This is a genomic window from Oceanococcus atlanticus, from assembly GCF_002088235.1.
Classification (GTDB): domain Bacteria; phylum Pseudomonadota; class Gammaproteobacteria; order Nevskiales; family Oceanococcaceae; genus Oceanococcus; species Oceanococcus atlanticus.
In genome coordinates, this window is record NZ_AQQV01000003.1 from 475,278 (window position 1) to 494,897 (window position 19,620).

A 19,620-nucleotide genomic window follows, 5' to 3' on the forward strand; every position below is an offset into this window, starting at 1 on the left:
CCCACACGTGGATGACATTGATTCCGTTCTGGGTCCGGACGGTGCGCTGGCCTCGGTAATCCCCGGCTTTGCCGCGCGTGAAGGCCAGATTGCCCTTGCGCATGCGGTGCTCAACACCCTCAACGACGCAGACACCCTGGTGGCCGAAGCCGGTACCGGTATTGGCAAGACCTTTGCCTACCTGGTACCGACGCTGCTCAGCGGGCACCGCGTACTGATTTCGACCGGCACCCGACATCTGCAGGACCAGCTGTTTCATACCGACATACCGCGTCTCAGCACGGCGCTGGGCTTGCCGCTACGCGCCCAATTGCTCAAGGGACGCAGCAACTACTACTGCGCCCAGCGTGCCGGCAAGTTCATCCCGCAGAGCAACAGCGAAGCCGACAAGCTCAAACGTGTGCAGCTGTGGGCCAGTCAGACCGACAGCGGGGATCTCGCCGAGCTGAGTGATCTGCGCGACCACGACCCCATGCGGATTCAGCTCACCTCGACCGCCGAGAACTGTCTCGGCGCACAGTGTCCGGAGTACGAGAACTGCTTCGTCGCCAAAGCGCGCAATCGAGCCCAGAACGCCCAGGTCGTGGTGGTCAATCATCATTTGCTGTGCGCCGATCTGGCCCTCAAGGAAGACGGTTTTGGCGAACTGCTGCCGGAAATGGATGGCGTCATCATCGACGAGGCGCATCAGTTTCCCGATGTGCTGGCGCAATTTTTCGGATTTGGCGTTTCGGCTCGGCAATGTCGTGATCTCGGGCGAGATATCGTCGAGGCGGCTGATGCGTTTGGCGATATTCCTCAGCTCAAGGATCAGGTCGCCGCCATGGGCGACGCCCTGCAGCATCTGCTCGCCTGTTTTCCGTTCAGTCGCCAGCGTCTGGAACTCGACGACCTCATGCGCAATGCCGATTTCGTGGCCGAGCTGGACACCCTGACCGACATTTTCGAGCTGCTCAACAAGCAGCTGGAAGAGCAGGCCGGTCGTGGCCCGGAGCTGGCCACCGCGTGGCGTCGCGTGGGCAACGTGCTGACCCGCCTGCGCCGCTGGCGTCAGCACATCGACAGCAGCGACAACCAGACGCCCCAGGCAGGCGATGAACTGGTGCGCTGGGCTGAACGGCAGACCAACGGTTTCAGCCTGCAGGCCATCCCCATGGATGTGGCCCCGGCCATGCAGACGGCGCGGGCGCGACAGAGCGGGGCGTGGATACTCACCAGCGCCACTCTGTCGGTGTCCGGTGCATTCCGCCATTTCACCGAGCGATTGGGGCTTGAAGACAGCCGTACGCTGGATATACACAGCCCCTTCGACTACGCCAACAACGCCCGCATGCTGCTGCCACGGCGTTTGCCGCCGCCCAACGACCGGGCCTATCCACGCGCTTTGCTGGAGCTGGGAAAACCGCTGATCGAGGCTTCGGACGGCGGCTGTTTCTGGTTGTGCACCAGTGCCCGCGCGGTCGAAGAGTACGCCCGCAGCCTGCGCCAGTGGGGCAAATACCGCGTCCTCGAGCAGGGCGAGCAGGAACGCACCCAGCTGCTCGACAATTTTCGCAATGATGGCCATGCCATTCTTGTCGGTACGGCCAGCTTCTGGGAAGGCGTCGATGTGCGTGGTGCGGCGCTTCGCCTGGTCATCATCGACCGTCTGCCTTTTGCCTCGCCCGACGACCCTCTGGTCAAGGCGCGCAGCCTGCAGCTGGAGCGCGAAGGGCGCAATCCGTTTTTCGAATTTCAGGTGCCGCAGGCGGTGCTAACCCTCAAACAGGGTGCAGGCCGGCTGATCCGTGATGTTACCGACCGCGGCATGCTGGTCCTGGGCGACACCCGCATCCAGCGCATGCGCTATGGTCGCCAGTTTCTCGACAGCCTGCCGCCGATGACACCGATCTACGATGAAGCCGAAGCCGCCGCATTCCTGCAAGGGATACGGCCATGAATCTGTTGGTCGTCGATTCGGCAGATGGCCAGGCATCGGTTGCCCTGCTGCAAGGTGATGCACTGGACCTGCGCGTGAACCAGGACACGCGCGACAGCCTGAGCTGGCTGCAGCAACAGGTCGAAGCCTTGCGTCAGACATTCGCCGACTGGTCAACGCTGGATGCGCTGGTCTGCGGTGTCGGACCCGGTGGTTTCACCGGCGTGCGCGTGGCAGTGGGGTATGTACAGGGACTGGGCCTGGCAACGGGTTTACCCTGTTTGCCGGTCAACAGCCTGGATGCGCTGGCCTGGCGACTCTATCTGGATGGCGCCCGTGGCCCCGCCTGGATTGCCCTGGATGCGCGTATGAACCAACTCTACGCCGCGCGTTACAACCTGGCACAGGGGCCGCAGCGCGAGGGAGATCTACAACTGCTTGATGCAGATGCGCTGGTCGATCAGCTCAGCCCCGATTGTCTGTTCGCGGGTCCCGGTTTCGAGGCCTGGCCCGAGCACTATGCTCAACACACCCATGCCGGTTTGCGACTGGATGCGGCAGCTGTCGCCCTGGCTGCCCGTCATATGGGCCTGGATGCGGCCGGCCCGGCGGCCGAGCTGCAGCCACTCTACCTGCGTAATCAGGTGGCCAAAACGCTGGCCGAACGACGCGCCGAGAAAAACGCCAGCTAGAGCGCCCCGCTGGCGCGCAACAGCGCTGCCAAAGCCTCAGCCACTTGCGCGTAACCCTGTGCGTTGGGGTGGAGCGGGTCAGACTTGGCGGCCTTGTTGCCGAACACCTCGGACAAAATGTCGTTCTCCAGCGGCAGCTGATAGGTTGTCGCCAGTTCCTCATACAGCGGGTGTGCTTCAAGACCGAAAAGAGCCGGGGAGGGCACTGCAAGCAGCACGACAGGTATCCCCTGATCGCGTGCCCGTTCAATCATGCTGACCATGTTGTTGCGGGTGACCGGCAGCGGCACCTTGCGCAGGAAATCGTTACCCCCCAAACACAGTATGAGCAGATCCGGACGATGCTCATCCAAGGCCTCGTCAAACTTGGCCAGGCCATCCGACGTTTTGTCACCCGGAGTAGCCTCGACCACCACCGTGCGCCCGATCAAGCCAGAAAGTATCGCCGGATAGGCCTGCTCGCGGCGTGCGCCGGTGCCATAGGTAAGGCTGTCACCAAAGGCCAGAATGACCGCGTCATCACCCAGGTAGGGCAGTGCAGGTGGCGGCGCGCTGCGACTGCACGCCGCCGCAAACAGACTCAGGCAGAGTAGGATGACGGCTTTTCGCCAAGGGAAGAACTTCAGCATGCTGTACCAACTGGGTGAACGAACACCGCAACTCGACGGCGGCAATTTTGTGGCGGATGACGCCCGCGTCATCGGCTCCGTGCAGCTCATGCAGGATGCCAGCATCTGGTTCGGCTGTGTACTGCGCGGTGACAACGACGACATCGTGATCGGTGAACGCAGCAACATTCAGGACGGCTCCGTACTGCACACCGACCCCGGCATCAAGTTGATTGTGGGTAACGATGTGACGGTCGGTCACCAGGCCATGCTGCATGGCTGCACGATCGGCGACAACACGCTGATCGGCATTCAGGCGGTCATCCTCAACCGCGCCAAGATCGGCAAGAACTGCATTATCGGCGCTGGCGCATTGATTCCGGAAGGCAAAGAAATTCCCGACAATTCGCTGGTCATGGGCACGCCCGGCAAGGTGGTCAAGGAGAATCCGCCCAACGTAGCCGCCATGCTCAAAATGCAGGCGGCGCACTATGTGCAGAATGCTCGTCGCTATCTGAACGATCTCAAACCGCTGTAAGACCGCACCACACACAATGGCATCGCATGCACGATGCCGTCTCACAAGAACATCATTGGGGGGAGACCCATGACGACACCGTCCCGCGCGCTGCTGGGCGCGCTCTGCCTGTGCTTGCTGGCCGCATGTTCAGGCGCCGATCGCACGCCCACTCAGGCCAGCAGCACCGATACCGGCAGCCCCCCGTCATCGTCCCCTGCTGACAAGACCCTGGCCGATCTGTGCATCGCAGTCGGCGGCAGCGCCGCGCTGTGTGACGCCCTCACTGCTGTGGGTCTCAGTTCGGCCGACTTCCCGGGCGTACGCAGCGTCCCGGACCTGGCCTGTGCCGATGACTACCTGGCCACCGCACGGCTGCCGGTGAATCCGCTGCCCTTCGCGATCGTGCCGGAGGACACAACCGGGCAGGGTGGCGGCCCGGCCGAACCCGAGGTGGCGCGAGCCTTGCCCGGCTTGATCCATCAGCGTGGTCCCACCGCCAGTTTCACGCATGAATTCGATTTCGCCGTGCACGAAGGGCGCATCTACAGCCGTCCAAGGCCACAAACCACCGGCGTGGAGGAAGCTTGGCATGAGGTGCTGCTGCCGCGTTGCCTGCACGGTCAGGTCAGCGAAATTTCCGCGGATGGTTTTGTCCTGCTCGCTGCCAATGCGCAACGTGACATCTACACGCTGGATTTTGGTGACAGTGGCTGGACACGTCGCTGGGGACCACTGTTCTGGCTCGATATGGGCGTCACCATTCCACCGGATGTGACGCACTGGGCTGCCTCTGAACTGCACTCCGGTTTCGATGATTACTTCGTCGATATCGCCGGTCGCAAGAATGATTTTTGGGGCATATTGATGCTCTACATGTTGCGTGGCGATGGCCAGCGCATCACCCATTTCGATCCCTGGCTGCCGGCCGACGAAAGCCGCGAAATCTGTCCGCCTGAAGAAGGCGCGGCCATGATGGAAGGCTTATCGGCCAGCGGCTCCACCATGATGGTGGTGACCAGTCGTGGGCGCATCTACACGCGCCTGTATGACTTCGATATCTCCGGTGCCAATACCGTGTTGCACGACTATTCCTGGTTTGATCAGGAGGGTGTGGAGGACTACAAGATTCAGCTGCCCGCACCGGACTGGATTCGTCACCCGGACGTTCCCGGCAGCGTGACCAACCGCGTCAGCATTCGCAAGATCAGCCCGGGCACCGAACACCGCATCATGCGCATCGAAGGTACGGATGCGTCCGGCAACAGCGGATTCTGGGAAAAGGACATCAGCGAGCTGGGTGATGAAGCCTGGCATTTCGTCTTCACCGGCCAGGCGCTGCAGGGCAAAGCGCTACCGACCCAGGGCCCGCATGAACAGGAGGTCGAACGATTCGACTATCAGGGCATGATCGCAGGCCATCCGGCACGCGTGAAAGGCTTCCGTCCGTACTGCTCGCCCGCCACGCTGGAAATTGATTTCGGCGAAGAAACCTTGCCGCTGACCCTGCACAGCCTGGATGGGATGCGTCAGGAACGTCGTGCACCAGGGCTGGATGCGTTCCCGCACTATTACCGCAGCGCTCTGGAAGTCCCGCAAGACATCTGGGACAAGCGCGACAGCTTGAGCGCGGACATCCAACAATTCATTGGCAACCATTTCAACGAGCGCCAGTTGCCCGGCCCGATGCAGGCCACCCTGAACCTGATGCAATTCCAGGCACCGTGCTGGAACCTTGTCCGACTGCACGACAATCTCGGCGACTATGTGACCCAGCCCCCCTTGCCGGATGTCGGAAATGTTGCTGCGGAGAGTCCGCTGCTCAGCGCATTGGTGCCGGAGTTATTGTCCAGCGATCCGGATCTGGCTGCGGTTTTTCCGGCGCTGGGTGAAGGCGTGCTCGGACTCGGACTCAGGCCGTGTCCGGTGACCTTGCCCTAGCCAGGCCCTGCTAACGCGCTGGCGGGCGCAGATACACGTCGTAAACCACGCGTCCGCCGCCAAAACTGAGATCCGGCTTGGCCAGTCGCACCTTGGCGCCGCGCGGCGGACGTTTGAGCACAACGCGGCGCGCCCCACTGTCCATGGCACGCTGCCACAGCTGCTGTGCATCAGCGTCGGGCCCGACCAGGCTCTGCATGATCTGCATCTCAAGCGCAGGGGCGGCACGGCGTCCGCTGTCGGGAAACATGGGATCAAGAAAGATCGCATCGGCTGTTGCGGCCTGAAGACTGCGCCCGTCATCGTGGCGCAGACGGATACGCGCCGCCGTCTCACCAGTGGCTCGGGCGAGCGCATCGCGCAGCAGGGCATGGATCAACGGATGGCGCTCGTACCAGTCCATGCACGCGCCCAGACTGGCCAAGCACCACGCGTCCCGGCCCAGGCCAGCCGTGGCATCCACAATGTAGGCGCCAGGATGCTTGTGCAGGCCGCAAGCTTTGGCCAGAGGTTGCTGACGTCCGGCCGAGACGCGTCGACGCATCTCGGCACTGAAGAAATCGATCCGCAAGGGCCGTTGTCGAGGGCTTTGCGCATTACCAACCACCAGTTCGCCGGCCTCGCGTCGCAACACCCAGCGCGTGCTGGCCTCGGCAGGCGGCAGTGACAGCTCGGCCAGCGCAGGGTCGTCGGGCGCCAGCACATGCCCGGCGTCGGCCAGGTCGGGATATCCAGGCTGCTCCGTTAAGTGTTTATCCACCTGCGCCCACCATCATCCTCAGGCACCACTCAGGGCGCCGCGCCTCCGCATGCGGGATCACGCCATGGTCAGGGCTAGGCCAGCTGGCAAGGCGTGCGTAGCGGCCGGTCATGAATGCGGGCTAGAATCGATCATCAATGCATTATGCCGATGCCCAGGCGGGCAAGGCACCCAATTCCTGATTTTATGAACGCACTGGAACAACTCGGCCAGTTGAGCACGCTGGTTGCAGACAGCGGCGACCTCGACGCCATTCGCCGCTTCAAACCCACTGACGCCACGACCAATCCGAGCCTGATCCTGGCCGCGGCGAGCACCGATCATGCCGCCACCTGGGCGCGCGAAGCGCTGGTGGCAAGTGGCGGCAACATCGACCGGGCGCGCGAGAAACTGACCGTGCGCTTCGGCTGCGAAATTCTCAAATCCGTGGGCCGCTATGTCTCTACGGAAGTCGATCCGCGAGCATCCTTCGACACCCAGAAAACCATACAGGCGGCCGAACGCATCATTGCGGACTACGCCGCCGCCGGGGTTGGCCCCGAGCGGGTACTGATCAAGATCGCTTCAACCTGGGAAGGCATCCGCGCGGCGCGCGTGCTGGAATCGCGCGGCCTGCGCTGCAATATGACGCTGCTGTTCGGTTTTGCCCAGGCGCGCCAGTGCGCCGACGCCGGGGTCACCCTGATTTCGCCGTTTGTGGGCCGCATCCTCGACTGGCATGTGGCCAATGGCCTCAAAGTCGAAAGCCCTGAGCAGGATCCCGGCGTGCAGTCGGTACGGCGCATCTACCGCTGGTACAAGGCGCACGGCTACCCCACGCAAGTCATGGGCGCGAGCTTCCGCAACACTGGCGAAATTCTGGCCCTGGCCGGCTGCGACCTGCTGACCATCGCGCCCAAGCTGCTCGACGAGCTGGCTGCAGACACCAGCACACGAGTTGAGGCCCAGCTGAGCGCCGATCAGACCAGCGAGGATCCGCGCGAGATTCCCGACGAGGCCCGCTTTCGTGCGGAACTCAACGACGACGCCATGGCCACTGAAAAACTCGCCGACGGCATTCGCCGCTTCGCCGCCGACCAGGCCAAACTGGACAGCTGGCTGGCCTCTCTGGCGTGATCCGCACTCAATTGGTTGATCGGCTCGAGGACGTACTCGAGCACACCCACGCCGAGCATCCGCGCCGCATGGCGCGCTGGGAACTGCCCCTGGGGCTGGATTACGTCCTGCAGAAGCGCTGGACCCGTCGACTGCGACCGGCCAGTGTGCTGGTCGGTGTTCGCGACAAGGATGCACCCAGCATCATCATGACGGTGCGCTCGGAAAACCTGCGCGCCCACGGCGGGCAGATCAGCTTCCCCGGCGGGCGCAAAGACGAGGGCGACGAATTCCCTGTGGGCACGGCCTTGCGCGAAGCCCAGGAAGAAATCGACCTTGATCCCGCCGCGGTGAAGGTCATCGGCTATCTCGACGATTACCCGACCATCTCCAAGTTCCGGGTCACCCCGGTGGTCGCCCTGGTGGATGCCGCTGCACCCGTGCATTCGGACTCCGAAGAGGTCGCGGAAGTGTTCGAGCTACCGCTGTCCTTCGTCCTCGAACGACGCAACTACCAGATGCGCAAACTCGGCCGTCTGGGGCTCAAGTACTACGAGCTGAACTACAAGCACTACCGCATCTGGGGCGCCACGGCCGGGATGCTCTATAACCTGCAGCAGATGTTCGAAGCCCATGAGCTGGTCTGATCACAAGGCCGATGCCGCAGCGCCTCTGAGCGAGGCCCGCCGCCTGCAACAAGCGGCGGCCGAACTGGGTTTTGACTGGCCGGATCTGCCACCGCTGTGGGACAAACTCGAAGAAGAACTGGGCGAATTCCGTGAAGCGGTGGACAGTGGCGACAGCCAGGCCATGCAGGATGAGCTGGGTGACCTGCTGTTCATGCTGGTCAATTTCTCTCGCTTTCTGAAGCTGTCACCAGAGCAGGCGCTGGACAGTGTCAATCGCAAGTTCATCCGGCGTTTGCGTCATGTCGAACACAAGCTGACCGAACATGGCCGCGACTGGGCCGACTGCACGCTGGACGAACTTGAAGCCTGGTGGCAGGACGCCAAAACCAACGGCCCAGAAGTCTAGGCCAAACGGTTCATCCCGTTGAGCGCCGCAACCCGGTAGGCCTCGGCCATGGTCGGGTAGTTGAAGGTGGTTTCAATGAAGTAATCCAGGCCAGGGCCGCCATTTTGCGTGGCCATCACGGTCTGACCGATGTGGATGATTTCCGATGCCCGGTCGCCAAAGCAGTGCACGCCCAACACCTCGCGTGTATCGGCATGGAAAATCAGCTTGAGCATGCCCACGGTTTCACCGGCCATCTGGGCCCGCGCCAGGTGTTTGAAGTAGGCGTAGCCGGACTCGTAAGGCACGTTGGCAGCGGCCAGTTCCTGCTCGGTGCGCCCCACCGATGACAGTTCCGGGATGGTGTAGATACCCGCTGGCATCAGATCAAACAGTTCGTTGACCCGCTCCGGATTGAGCCGGTGAGACAAGGCGAAACGTCCCTGGTCATAGGCACTCGACGCCAAGGCCGGGTAACCGATAATGTCGCCCACCGCATAGATATGCGGGATGTCGGTCTGATAGGCCTCGTTGACGCTGAGCTGCCCACGCGAATTGACCGGTAGGCCTAGATCCTCCAACCCCATACCGGCCGAGTTGCCGGTGCGGCCGTTGGCCCACAGCAGCACGTCAGACTTGAGCCTGCGGCCCGATTTCAGATGCAGCACCACGTCATGCTCACGCGCTTCGACGTGCGAGTACTCTTCGTTGTGCCGGATCGTGATGCCCTGATCACGCAGGTGATAGGACAGGGCTTCACTGATCTCCTCATCCATGAACGACAACAGCCGTCCCTGGGTGTTGACCAGATTGACCTTGATACCGAGATTGGCAAAGATCGATGCGTACTCGCAGCCGATCACACCGGCACCATAAATGGTGATGGAGCGCGGGTGTTCCTTGAGTTTGAGGATGGTGTCGCTGTCGAGAATGCGCGGGTGATCGAAATCCAGCCCCTCGGGATGATAGGGCCGAGAGCCGGTGGCGATCACGATGGTCTTGGCCTTGATCTGCGCCACGGTGTGGCGCTCATGCTCAATCATCAGCGTATGCGCGTCTTTGAAGCGCGCCGCACCTTCGATGATCGGCACATCATTGCGCTCGTAGGCGCGGTGGCGACTGGCAACCTGGCGCCCGACCACGCCGCCCGCGGTTTCCAGCAGTTCCGGGTAGGTCACCCGGATCTGACGCCGCAGGGATTGCAGCAGCGGATTGTGACGCACCTCGTTGATTTGCTTGACCGCGTAGCGCAAGGCCTTGCTGGGTATGGTGCCCCAGTGGGTGCAGCCTCCGCCGACATCCACATAGCGTTCGATGACCACCGTGCTGAGGTGGTTCTTGGCCGCCATCATGGCAGCCCCTTCACCGGCAGGGCCGGTGCCGATTATGGCGACGTCAACGTTGTACTTTTTCACTTGAGACTGCGGTAGAGATCCTGAAACTGCTTGGAGATTTTGTGCGAGGGTGCAAGGTAGACCAGCGGAATCGACTGATCATGTGATTCCTTGACCTTGATCGAGCTGGCCAGACGGGTCTTGAGTATCGGCATGCCTTCTTCGGTCAGTTCCTTGACCAGCCGCTGTGGCAGATTGGCGCGCTCCTGAAACTGATTGACGATGATGCCTTCGATACTCAGATCTTCGTTGTGGTCGGCCTGAATCTCTTCGATATTTTCAGTCAGCGTGTACAGGGCCTGACGGGCGAAATCGTCGCAGTCGAAGGGAATCAGGCAGCGGTCGGCCGCGATCAGGGCCGAACGGCTGTAGAAATTCAGCGCCGGTGGGGTGTCGATATAAATCTCGTCATAATCCGACAGCTTGCTCAGGGCATTGCGCAGCTTGTAGATCTTCTGCCGTGATTCCAGCTTGACGATCAGATGCTCAAGATCCGGATGCGCCGCGACCACATGCAGGTTGTCGAACGGGGTGGGGGCGATGTGCGGGCGCAGGTCGGCAGCCTTGAGGCTGCGCCCCAACGTGCCTTCGAAGAAGTCCGCCATGCTGCTCGGCGCCGGCGTGTCCTGGCTGCCCAGCAGGTACTGGCTGGTGTTGCACTGAGGATCCAGATCCACAACCAGGGTCTTGCGTCCGCGCGATGCGCTGATCGCGGCCAGATTGCACACGATCGTGGTTTTGCCCACACCACCTTTTTGATTGAACACCACTCTGCGCATGCCAACTCCCACGGGCGATTTTCAGGTGGCGCAATGTTAGCGCAAGCCCTGCTGCATGGCACAATACACGGGTGAATAAATTGGACTGAATGTGGACTCAAGTCAGCACATCGAAATACCCACCTATGACAAGCTGCTGGGCGAAACCGCACGCGTCAGCTGGGCCGAGATTGAACGCATGTTCGCCGTTGGCCGGGTGGTCGAGGTCGCCGAACCGCTGGATCTTATCGACGTGGCGCAAGCGTTTGCCGACGATGACAAGGATCGCGTGCGCGACTGGATGCAAGCCGGGCAGGTTGGCCATCTGGCCGATCACAATGCCGCCCGCTGGGCGGCGGACAACTCCTTGGAGCTGTGGGCCGTGGTGGTCAGCCCCTGGGTGCTGGTTCAGGAACGTAGCAAACGCTAAAAGAAAAGCGGCCCTGGGGCCGCTTTTCACCTCCGCCTTGATCCCTCAGGCTGCCTTTGCTGGCTTGAAATCTGGTTTTTCGCGCACCGCACAGTCTGGGCAGGGCCAGTCGTCTGGCAGCGCCGCCCATGGCGTACCCGGGGCATAGCCCTCACGCGGGCAGCCTTCGGCCTCGTCGTAGATGTAGCCGCAATCCGTGCAGGCGTAGCGGGTTGCCCCGGTCGCAGCATGCGCAGTGCTGGGGCTTTCGCTGTCATGGTGCGCGTCGCTGAGTCCGGCGTCCGGTTCAGCACGCTGCCAGCGCGCCAGCAACGCTTGGCGCTTGGGCGCATGCAAATGGGCTTTGCTGATGTCGCCGTTGTGGTGCGCCGCCACCAGCGGATCCATGACCCGGAACCACAGCCACGGCACATAGGCCAGCATCAGCATCGAGGCATAACCGGACGGCAGCTGCGGGCTTTCGTCGAAATGGCGCAAAGCCTGAAAGCGACGGGTCGGATTGGCGTGGTGATCGGAATGACGCTGCAGCTGGTACAGCACCAGATTGGTCACAATGTGATTGCTGTTCCAGGAATGGCGTGGTGCGCAGCGCTCGTAACGACCATTTGCGGCTTTCTGACGCAGCAGGCCGTAGTGCTCGATGTAATTGATGACTTCAAGCAGGCTGGCGCCGAAAAAGGCCTGTGCAAAGAGGAAACTCAGGGCCCATGGCCCCAACCACAGGGCCAGCCCGCCAAACAGCACGGCCGTCATGGCCCAAGCCTGCAGATTGTCATTCTCAAGGGCCCATACGCTCTTGCCCTTGCGCTGCAGGCGCTGTTCTTCGATCTCCCAGGCTGAACGCACGCTGCCAAGCATGGTCCGCGGCAGGAAAGCCCAGAACGATTCGCCCATGCGTGAGCTGGCCGGATCCTCCGGCGTGGCCACATTCTTGTGATGGCCACGGTTGTGTTCCACGTAGAAATGTCCGTATGCCACCGGCGCCAGGGTCAGCTTGGCCAACCAGCGGTCCAGGCTTTCTTTCTTGTGACCCAGCTCATGCGCCGTATTGATGGCCACGCCATTGATGGTGCCGCAGGTCAACGCCAGACCCAGTATGGTCCAGCCACCCAGATCCCCGGTCATAAATACCCAGGCTCCCAATATGGTCATGGCGAACTGGGCTGGGATGTAGGCGTAGACGATCAGACGGTAGTAAGCATCATTTTCAAGCCGCTCGACCGCAGCTTCGGGCGGGTTGCTGCGGTCCGTCCCGATCAAACGATCAAACAGCGGAATGACGGCATACATCAAGATCGGCCCGCCCCAGGCAAATACGCTGTACCCGGTCAGGTAGAACAACGCTACGGACAGGAAACCAAGCGTTGGCAACAGGGGACTCAGCAGCCACAGGTAGCGCTTGCCGTCCTGCCACTGCATCGCATCCGAAACGGACATGGATTGGGTTGTGCTCATGCTGATTCTCCTCATGGCTATTCTGGTGCACGACCCGCCTCGGGGCCATGACATGCAAGCATTGTGGGGCGCTGCTCGCACCGCGGCTTGTCATTTCTTGACAAGTTCCTGTCATTTTCAGACAGTTCAGGTATGAACACGATGTCCACCAGCGACACCAAAGACCTGCGCATCCCGGCCCGCTATTACGCCCGGGTCGCCGACCTGCTGCTACGCGATGGTGTGGATGTGGACGATTTGCTGCGACCGCTGGGCCTTGATCTGGGCACTTTGAGCCAGCCCGGTGCTACCTTGCCGCTGTATCAGGTCGACCTGATGGTCCAGGCCGGTGTGCAGATGACAGGGCGTCGTGACCTCGGTTTTGAACTGGGCAAGTCGCTCAAGCTGAGCTCGCATGACATCGTCGGCTACGGCATCCTGAGCAGTCCGAATGTGGACTACGCGTTGCGCCTAGTTTCACGCTTTTTCCGCTTGATCATGCCCAGCTTTCAAGCCCGCTACCGGCGTGACCAGCGGCATATGGAATTCACTTTTCAGGCCGTCGCGGCCACCTCGCAGGTGTGCCTTGATGTGCATCTTGAAGCTCTGGCCAGTGCCGCACACTTCGAAATCCGCGAACTGATGCAGGGCCAGATGCCCGATTACGCGCTGTACCTGTCACTGAGCGAGCCTGCTCACGTGCAGCGCTATCAGGAATTGCGTGAGGCGCGCTGCCACTTCATTCCCTCTGTGCCCCCGGAAGTGCGCTTCGTATTCCCAGCCAGCGCCGGCGACAAAGCCCTGGCCCTAGCCGACGACGTGGCCCTCAAAGCGGCTGAGGAACGTTGCCGCAGCATGGTCCAGCGCGCCCTCAACCGGCAGGATGTCAGCGGCTGGGTGCGCATGATGCTGCGCGAAGCCCGCCACGGCATGCCCAGCATGGACGAAATGGCCCATACCCTGAACATGTCGCCACGCTCTTTAGACCGATATCTGCAGCGTGAAGGGGCTGGCTACCGTGCCCTGTTGCAACAGGTGCGACACGAACGGGCGCAACGGCTGCTGCTGAACAGCGGCACGTCGATCACCCAGATTGCACTGGAGCTGGGCTACACCGATGCGGCCAACTTCACCCGCGCGTTCCGCAAGATCGAAGGCGTAAGCCCCAGCGTATTCCGCACCCGCTCCACATAAAAACGCCCCGCAATGCGGGGCGTTTATGCTGTGCTGCGGACCTGAGATTAGGCCGCTGCGAGCTGGCGAATCACATACTGCAGGATGCCGCCGTGCTCGTAGTAATCCCACTCCTTGGGCGTGTCGATGCGCACCTTGGCCTGGAACGTGGTGACCTTGCCATCGTCCGTGGTGGCGGTCACGCTCACGCTCTTGGCTCCGCGCTGCAGACCTTCGATGTCGTAGGTCTCAAGCCCGGTCAAACCCAGGGATTCGTGGCTGTCACCGTCAGCAAATTGCAACGGCAGCACGCCCATACCGACCAGATTCGAGCGGTGAATGCGTTCGAAGCTTTCACAGATCACAGCTTTCACGCCGAGCAGAATCGTGCCCTTGGCCGCCCAGTCACGGGATGAACCGGTGCCGTATTCCTTGCCACCCAGTACCACCAGCGGGGTGTTTTCGGCTTTGTACTTCATCGCCGCTTCGTAGATCGACATCTGCTCGCCGTCGGGCAGATGTCGGGTCCAGCCACCTTCGGTGCCGGGTGCGATCTGATTGCGCAGACGCACATTGGCGAAGGTGCCGCGCATCATCACCTCGTGGTTACCGCGACGGCTACCCAGCGAGTTGAAGTCGGCCTGCTGTACCCCTTTGGACATGAGGTACTCGCCCGCATCCTGATCCGGCTTGATCACGCCCGCAGGCGAGATATGGTCCGTGGTGATGGAGTCACCCAGCTTGGCCAGGCACCGTGCGCCTTTGATCTCGCCGATGTCGTCGGTGTCTAGGGACATGCCTTCAAAGTAGGGCGGATTCTGCACGTAGGTCGATGTGTTGTCCCATTCGTAGATCTTGCCGGTGGGGATTTCCAGCCCTTGCCAGCGTGCATCACCGGCATAAACATCGGCGTAGCGGGTCTTGAACATGTCCGAATTCAGGCTCGCCGCGAGCGTTTCCTGAATTTCGGCATTGCTCGGCCAGATGTCCTTGAGATAGACATCATTGCCGTCCTGATCCTGACCGAGCGGCTCATTGACCAGATCGATATCGACCGTACCGGCCAGCGCGTAGGCCACCACCAGCGGTGGTGAGGCCAGGAAATTCATGCGCACATCGGAATGCACTCGACCTTCGAAGTTGCGGTTGCCGGACAGCACCGACGTCGCGACCAGATCGTTGTCCTGGATGGCCTGGGAAATCGCCGCTTTGAGCGGCCCCGAGTTGCCGATGCAGGTGGTGCAACCATAGCCCACCACGTGGAAGCCCAGCGCTTCCAGGTCATCCATGAGGCCGGCTTTGTTGAGATAGTCGGTCACCACCTGGGAGCCCGGCGCCAGCGACGTCTTGACCCAGGGTTTAACCTTCAGGCCACGTGCCGCAGCTTTCTGCGCAACCAGGCCAGCGCCAAGCAGTACAACCGGGTTGGAGGTGTTGGTGCACGAGGTGATGGCTGCAATCACCACCGCGCCATCTGAGAGTTCGAACGACTCACCATCGATAGCGAGTTGGGCAACGCCAGACTTGACCACCGGGCCACCTTCGCTTTCCAGCCGCGCCTCGGCCTGCGACTTTTCGCTACGCTCGGCCACCATCGGCTTCAGATGACTCTGGTAGCTGGATTTCATGTCGGACAACAGAATCCGGTCCTGCGGGCGCTTGGGGCCGGCCAGCGAGGGCTGCACGGTGGACAGATCCAGTTCCAGCACGTGGCTGTACTCGGCATCGGGATCGTCATCGTGACGCCACATGCCATTGGCCTTGGCATAGGTTTCCACCAGCGCCAGTTCATCCTCATCACGACCGGTCAGCTTGAGGTAATTGATGGTCGCCTCATCAACCGGGAAAATGCCGCAGGTGGCGCCATATTCCGGTGCCATATTGGCGATGGTGGCGCGATCCGCCAGCGGCAGATCAGCCAGGCCTTCGCCGAAGAATTCGACGAACTTGCCCACCACACCGAGCTCACGCAGGCGCTCGACTATGGTCAGCACCAGGTCCGTGGCGGTGACACCTTCCGACAGCTTGCCGGTCAGGCGATAACCGACGACCTGCGGGATCAGCATGGTAACCGGCTGGCCCAGCATCGCGGCTTCGGCCTCGATGCCGCCCACGCCCCAGCCCAGCACACCGATGCCATTGACCATCGTAGTGTGCGAGTCGGTGCCGACCACGGTATCCGGGTAGGCCACCCCAGTTTCCTTGCCGAAAACCACGCGGGCGAGGTATTCGATGTTGACCTGGTGAACAATGCCGGTATCCGGCGGCACAACCTTGAAGTTGTCGAATGCGGTCTGGCCCCAGCGCAGGAAGGCGTAGCGTTCCTTGTTGCGGTCGAACTCGATCTTGGCATTGAGATCCAGAGCATCGTTGCTGCCGGATTTGTCGACCATCACGGAGTGGTCGATCACCAGCTCAACCGGCACCAGCGGGTTGATCTTGGTCGCATCGCCACCCAGCTTGGCCACCGCATCACGCATCGCGGCCAGATCGACCACGCAGGGCACACCGGTGAAATCCTGCAGGATCACGCGGGCCGGAGTGAACGCGATTTCCGTGCTGGGTTCTGCCTTGGGATCCCAGTTGATCAGGGCGTTGATGTCGTCCTTGGTGATGTTGACGCCATCTTCGTGGCGCACCAGGTTCTCCAGCAACACCTTCAGGGAGTAGGGCAGACGGTCGAGTTGAGCCTGAGAGGCCACCGCGCCGAGACGGTAGTAATCGTAAGACGTGCCGCCAACCGCGAGTTGGCCGCGAGCACCGAAGCTATCGGTCATGAACAGATCTCCCTGTTTTGAAAGAGGGGACAGCGGAGCGCCAAAAGCGCTCGAATTCGGGGCGCAAATTATACCGAATTCTGACGCCTGCCTGCCTCGGCGACATCCGGTGCAGCACCTTGTTCCGGCACGGCGCGGGCAATCACGGCACTGCCCAGGCACTCTTCATCCTGATAGAAAACGGCCGATTGACCGGGCGCAATCGCCCACTGCGGTGTATCGAAGCTCAGCACCGCGGTATCGCCATCCAGCTCAAGCGTGCAGTCCTGCAGCACCTGGCGATGACGAATACGTGCCCGCCCGCGCCAGTGCGCCGCAGCGGGTGCCTCATGCAACCAGTGCGGCGTTTCAAGCTCGGCCACGCGGCAATTCAAGGCCGGGTGCTGCTCGTTCTGGGTCACATACAAGGTCGCGCTGTGCTCGTCCTTGGCGTACACATACCAGGGCGCATCGGTGGCGTGCTTCTGGCCACCAATGCCCAGCCCCTTGCGCTGGCCGATGGTGAAGAAACACAAACCGGGGTGCTCGCCCAGATCGTGTCCGGCATCATCAATCATGCGCCCGCGCTGGGTCGTCAGATAACGTGACAGGAACTCACGCATCGGGCGCTCACCGATGAAACAGATGCCGGTGCTGTCCTTGCGCTGATAGTTGACCAGACCACGCGCCTGGGCCATCTCGCGCACCTGCGGCTTGGTGAACTCGCCCAGCGGGAACAGCACATGATCCAGCGCCTGGCCATCGACGGCTGCAAGGAAATAGGTCTGATCCTTGTTCTGATCGACCGCCTGCAACAATCGGCTGCGCCCACCGCTGCGATCCAGCCGGGCGTAGTGGCCTGTGGCGATCGCATCGGCACCCAGCTGCCGCGCGTAGTCGAGAAACTCTCGAAACTTGATCTCCCGATTGCACAGCAGATCCGGACTCGGCGTGCGCCCACGCCGGTACTCGTCCAGAAAATGGGCAAACACCCGCTCGCGGTACTCGCGACTGAAATCGGCGCGATGCAATTTGATGCCGAGATCAGCAGCAACCTGGGCCGCGACGGCGTAGTCCTCGGCCGCCGTGCAATAAGCATCCTCATCCTGAGCCCAGTTGAACATGAACAGCCCCTCGACCGAATGACCTTGCTCCAGCAACAGGGCTGCGGTCAGTGAGGAGTCAACGCCGCCGGACATCCCGACGATGATGTGTGTCATGAAAGCTGGCTCTTTTGGGAGTAGTATCAGGGTATTGTGCCGTATGTGCTCAGGGGTTGGGGTTCAATGACTGATTCAAGACGTCGCAGACCGGGCTTGTTCCTCTCTGCGCTGTTTGCTGCTTTGTTGAGTGTGCCGGCAACCGCACAGCAACAATACGGACCAACCGGCGTGGGCGAGGGGGTTTACTCCATCGCCCGGCAGTTCCGTGCAGCGCAAAGCGACCTGAATCTGCGTCAGTGGGCTCTGGCGATCTACGCCGCCAATCGCAATGCTTTTAACGGTGATTTGAACAGCTTGCGCGCAGGCGTGATGCTCAACATTCCCTCTGTCGAACAGGTCCGCCTGAGCTGGTCACAAGGACTGAACGCCGAACAAAGCGCAACGAACCCACCACCAATCGCACCAGCACCCACGCCTTTTTTGAGCGATGCAGAAGTCGCCGCAATCGATGCCAATCAAGCCGTGCCAGCTCCGGCCGGACTTGAGTCGCTCCAGATCAAGCAAGTAACGCCAACGCCGCGGGCGCAAGCTGCCGCCCCTGCGCCAGCTGTGCATGCGCCGCCTCCTGGGCCTCAGACCATGCTGGCTGCAGATACGCAACGCACGCCCGCATTGCCTGACACGAATGGCGATGATACATCCGCTGCGCATGAGCACTTCACTGCGCATCCACTGCATGCTCAAGCAGTAAATGTGAGTAACGCCGCTCAACGCGGCGAAGTGCTTGAACAACTGCTCGCCATGGAAGCGGCATACGCCGGCGACCCTGATTACGATTACCTGCTCGGCGTCCTGTTGCTCGACAGCGGGCGCCCACAGGACGCACTGTTCCCTCTGCTGCGGGCAACACAAGTCAAACCACAGGGATTGGGGATTCGCCTGGACTTGGGTCGCGCCTATTTCGAAACCGGCGAAAACGAATCGGCACGCCAGGTTTTCGAGCAGCTCAACAAGCAAAACCCGCCGCCCCGAGCGGCTCAGGTTATCGACAGCTATATGCAAGCCATCGACCGACGCGCAGCCCGCTATGAGCCGCACTGGCAGGCATTGATTGAACTGCTTGGCGGTCACGACTCCAATGCCAACAGTGCCACCGACCTGCAGAATTTCGCCGGTTTTGTGCTCGACGAGCAGGCCCGCAGCAGCGACTCGCCGTACGCGGAACTGGCCGGCAACGTGCAGTATGTGCGCCCGTTCAGCCCGCGCTGGCGCTGGCTCAACCTGGCCCAGGCCTCACACCGCAGCTATACCGATGCTGATGAGTTCAACACCCTGCAATGGCGGGTTGGCAGCGGACTCAGCTACCGCCAGGGCGATTGGGAATTGAGCGGTCGTGTGAGCGGCGGGCAGACCTACCTGGATGGCGAGCAGAACAATGATGTGACCGCCTTCAACGCGGCCTGGCGCCTCAACGTGTCCCCTCTGCTGAGCACGCGACTGCAGTTCAAACTCGGCAGCATCCGCTACGCAGATGCTTTGTCGGTGCGCGATGTCGACCAGTGGCTGGTCTCGGCCGGCTTCAGCCGCCGTGTCAATCTGGCCTACGGCAGCGAATTCGGACTGGATCTCATCGGTGGTCGCGATGATGCGGTGGAAAACACCTCACCCAACAGCCGTGACGTGCTCGGCGCCGGCCTGTTTGCGAGCACCCAGCTGTCGCCGCGCTGGCGCCTCCAGCTGAACAGCAACCTGCTGCAGGCTGACTACGAAGGCCTGTTTTTCGGAATCGAACGCAGCGATGTGCAGTGGTTCACAGTCGCCGGACTGCGCTTCACCGATAATCGGTGGCGTAACTGGGCGATCGGCCTGGAGGCGTCTTATGTCGACAATCAGTCCGATGTCGACATCTACGAATACGATCGTCTCGACATCGCGCTCCGTGTGAGCTGGATGCTGAATTAGGGGTA

At 61.6% G+C, this 19,620-nt stretch carries 17 protein-coding genes; 10 read left to right on the forward strand and 7 right to left on the reverse strand.

Features of this window, described 5'->3' with window-relative positions:
• The first annotated feature begins 7 nt into the window (after window positions 1-7).
• Together ATO7_RS13150 and tsaB are read left to right on the forward strand one after the other, a co-directional pair.
• On the forward strand, window positions 8-1,939 hold the full coding sequence (locus ATO7_RS13150) for an ATP-dependent DNA helicase (protein ID WP_206044925.1): 1,932 nt from the start codon (window positions 8-10) through the stop codon (window positions 1,937-1,939).
• Window positions 1,936-2,610: a tRNA (adenosine(37)-N6)-threonylcarbamoyltransferase complex dimerization subunit type 1 TsaB gene (gene tsaB, locus ATO7_RS13155; RefSeq protein ID WP_083562408.1), complete on the forward strand. Its 675-nt coding sequence runs from the start codon at window positions 1,936-1,938 to the stop codon at window positions 2,608-2,610. Before ATO7_RS13150 ends, tsaB begins: the two co-directional genes overlap by 4 nt.
• Here tsaB and ATO7_RS13160 read toward each other — a convergent pair.
• Entirely contained in the window at window positions 2,607-3,239 is a 633-nt protein-coding gene (locus ATO7_RS13160; protein ID WP_083562410.1) for an arylesterase, read from the reverse strand. The two genes, tsaB and ATO7_RS13160, sit on opposite strands and share 4 nt — an antisense overlap.
• Here ATO7_RS13160 and ATO7_RS13165 point away from each other — a divergent pair.
• Window positions 3,238-3,756: a gamma carbonic anhydrase family protein gene (locus ATO7_RS13165; protein WP_083562413.1), complete on the forward strand. Its 519-nt coding sequence runs from the start codon at window positions 3,238-3,240 to the stop codon at window positions 3,754-3,756. The genes ATO7_RS13160 and ATO7_RS13165 overlap by 2 nt on opposite strands.
• Before the next feature lie 69 nt (window positions 3,757-3,825).
• Window positions 3,826-5,676 (forward strand): hypothetical protein, encoded by a 1,851-nt coding sequence (locus ATO7_RS13170; protein WP_083562414.1) that lies wholly within the window; start codon window positions 3,826-3,828, stop codon window positions 5,674-5,676.
• A gap of 10 nt (window positions 5,677-5,686) precedes the next feature.
• Here the strand turns inward: ATO7_RS13170 and ATO7_RS13175 are convergent, their stop codons facing one another.
• The gene (locus ATO7_RS13175; protein ID WP_083562416.1) at window positions 5,687-6,436 is read right to left on the reverse strand and encodes a class I SAM-dependent methyltransferase; all 750 of its coding nucleotides are present in this window, start codon (window positions 6,434-6,436) and stop codon (window positions 5,687-5,689) included.
• A gap of 186 nt (window positions 6,437-6,622) precedes the next feature.
• Here ATO7_RS13175 and ATO7_RS13180 point away from each other — a divergent pair, with 186 nt between their 5' ends.
• Genes ATO7_RS13180 through ATO7_RS13190 form a run of 3 tightly spaced genes read left to right on the forward strand, consistent with a single transcriptional unit; the run spans window position 6,623 to window position 8,566 of the window.
• Complete coding sequence (locus ATO7_RS13180; RefSeq protein WP_083562417.1) at window positions 6,623-7,552, forward strand: transaldolase; 930 nt, start codon at window positions 6,623-6,625, stop codon at window positions 7,550-7,552.
• Entirely contained in the window at window positions 7,549-8,178 is a 630-nt protein-coding gene (locus tag ATO7_RS13185) for a CoA pyrophosphatase (RefSeq protein WP_083562419.1), read from the forward strand. The genes ATO7_RS13180 and ATO7_RS13185 overlap by 4 nt, the downstream gene beginning before the upstream one ends.
• A complete protein-coding gene (locus ATO7_RS13190; protein WP_083562421.1) occupies window positions 8,165-8,566 on the forward strand; it encodes a MazG nucleotide pyrophosphohydrolase domain-containing protein in 402 nt (133 codons plus the stop codon). Before ATO7_RS13185 ends, ATO7_RS13190 begins: the two co-directional genes overlap by 14 nt.
• On the opposite strand, the gene sthA is transcribed toward ATO7_RS13190, so the two are convergent.
• Window positions 8,563-9,960 (reverse strand): Si-specific NAD(P)(+) transhydrogenase, encoded by a 1,398-nt coding sequence (sthA, locus tag ATO7_RS13195; RefSeq protein WP_083562423.1) that lies wholly within the window; start codon window positions 9,958-9,960, stop codon window positions 8,563-8,565. The two genes, ATO7_RS13190 and sthA, sit on opposite strands and share 4 nt — an antisense overlap.
• Window positions 9,957-10,718: a ParA family protein gene (locus ATO7_RS13200; protein ID WP_083562425.1), complete on the reverse strand. Its 762-nt coding sequence runs from the start codon at window positions 10,716-10,718 to the stop codon at window positions 9,957-9,959. Before ATO7_RS13200 ends, sthA begins: the two co-directional genes overlap by 4 nt.
• Before the next feature lie 91 nt (window positions 10,719-10,809).
• Here ATO7_RS13200 and ATO7_RS13205 point away from each other — a divergent pair, with 91 nt between their 5' ends.
• Window positions 10,810-11,127, forward strand: a complete 318-nt coding sequence (locus ATO7_RS13205; protein ID WP_240499476.1) for a DUF2288 domain-containing protein — start codon at window positions 10,810-10,812, stop codon at window positions 11,125-11,127.
• A 45-nt stretch (window positions 11,128-11,172) separates the two neighbouring features.
• Here the strand turns inward: ATO7_RS13205 and ATO7_RS17205 are convergent, their stop codons facing one another.
• A complete protein-coding gene (locus ATO7_RS17205) occupies window positions 11,173-12,582 on the reverse strand; it encodes a fatty acid desaturase (RefSeq protein WP_083562429.1) in 1,410 nt (469 codons plus the stop codon).
• Between the two features lie 141 nt (window positions 12,583-12,723).
• Between ATO7_RS17205 and ATO7_RS13215 the strand changes: the two genes are divergently transcribed.
• Window positions 12,724-13,755 (forward strand): helix-turn-helix transcriptional regulator, encoded by a 1,032-nt coding sequence (locus ATO7_RS13215; RefSeq protein ID WP_158523211.1) that lies wholly within the window; start codon window positions 12,724-12,726, stop codon window positions 13,753-13,755.
• A gap of 47 nt (window positions 13,756-13,802) precedes the next feature.
• On the opposite strand, the gene acnA is transcribed toward ATO7_RS13215, so the two are convergent.
• Together acnA and mnmA are read right to left on the reverse strand one after the other, a co-directional pair.
• On the reverse strand, window positions 13,803-16,511 hold the full coding sequence (gene acnA / locus ATO7_RS13220; protein WP_083562433.1) for an aconitate hydratase AcnA: 2,709 nt from the start codon (window positions 16,509-16,511) through the stop codon (window positions 13,803-13,805).
• Between the two features lie 68 nt (window positions 16,512-16,579).
• Complete coding sequence (mnmA, locus tag ATO7_RS13225; protein ID WP_083562436.1) at window positions 16,580-17,710, reverse strand: tRNA 2-thiouridine(34) synthase MnmA; 1,131 nt, start codon at window positions 17,708-17,710, stop codon at window positions 16,580-16,582.
• A gap of 66 nt (window positions 17,711-17,776) precedes the next feature.
• Here mnmA and ATO7_RS13230 point away from each other — a divergent pair, with 66 nt between their 5' ends.
• The gene (locus ATO7_RS13230; protein WP_083562439.1) at window positions 17,777-19,615 is read left to right on the forward strand and encodes a tetratricopeptide repeat protein; all 1,839 of its coding nucleotides are present in this window, start codon (window positions 17,777-17,779) and stop codon (window positions 19,613-19,615) included.
• The last annotated feature ends 5 nt before the right edge of the window (window positions 19,616-19,620 follow it).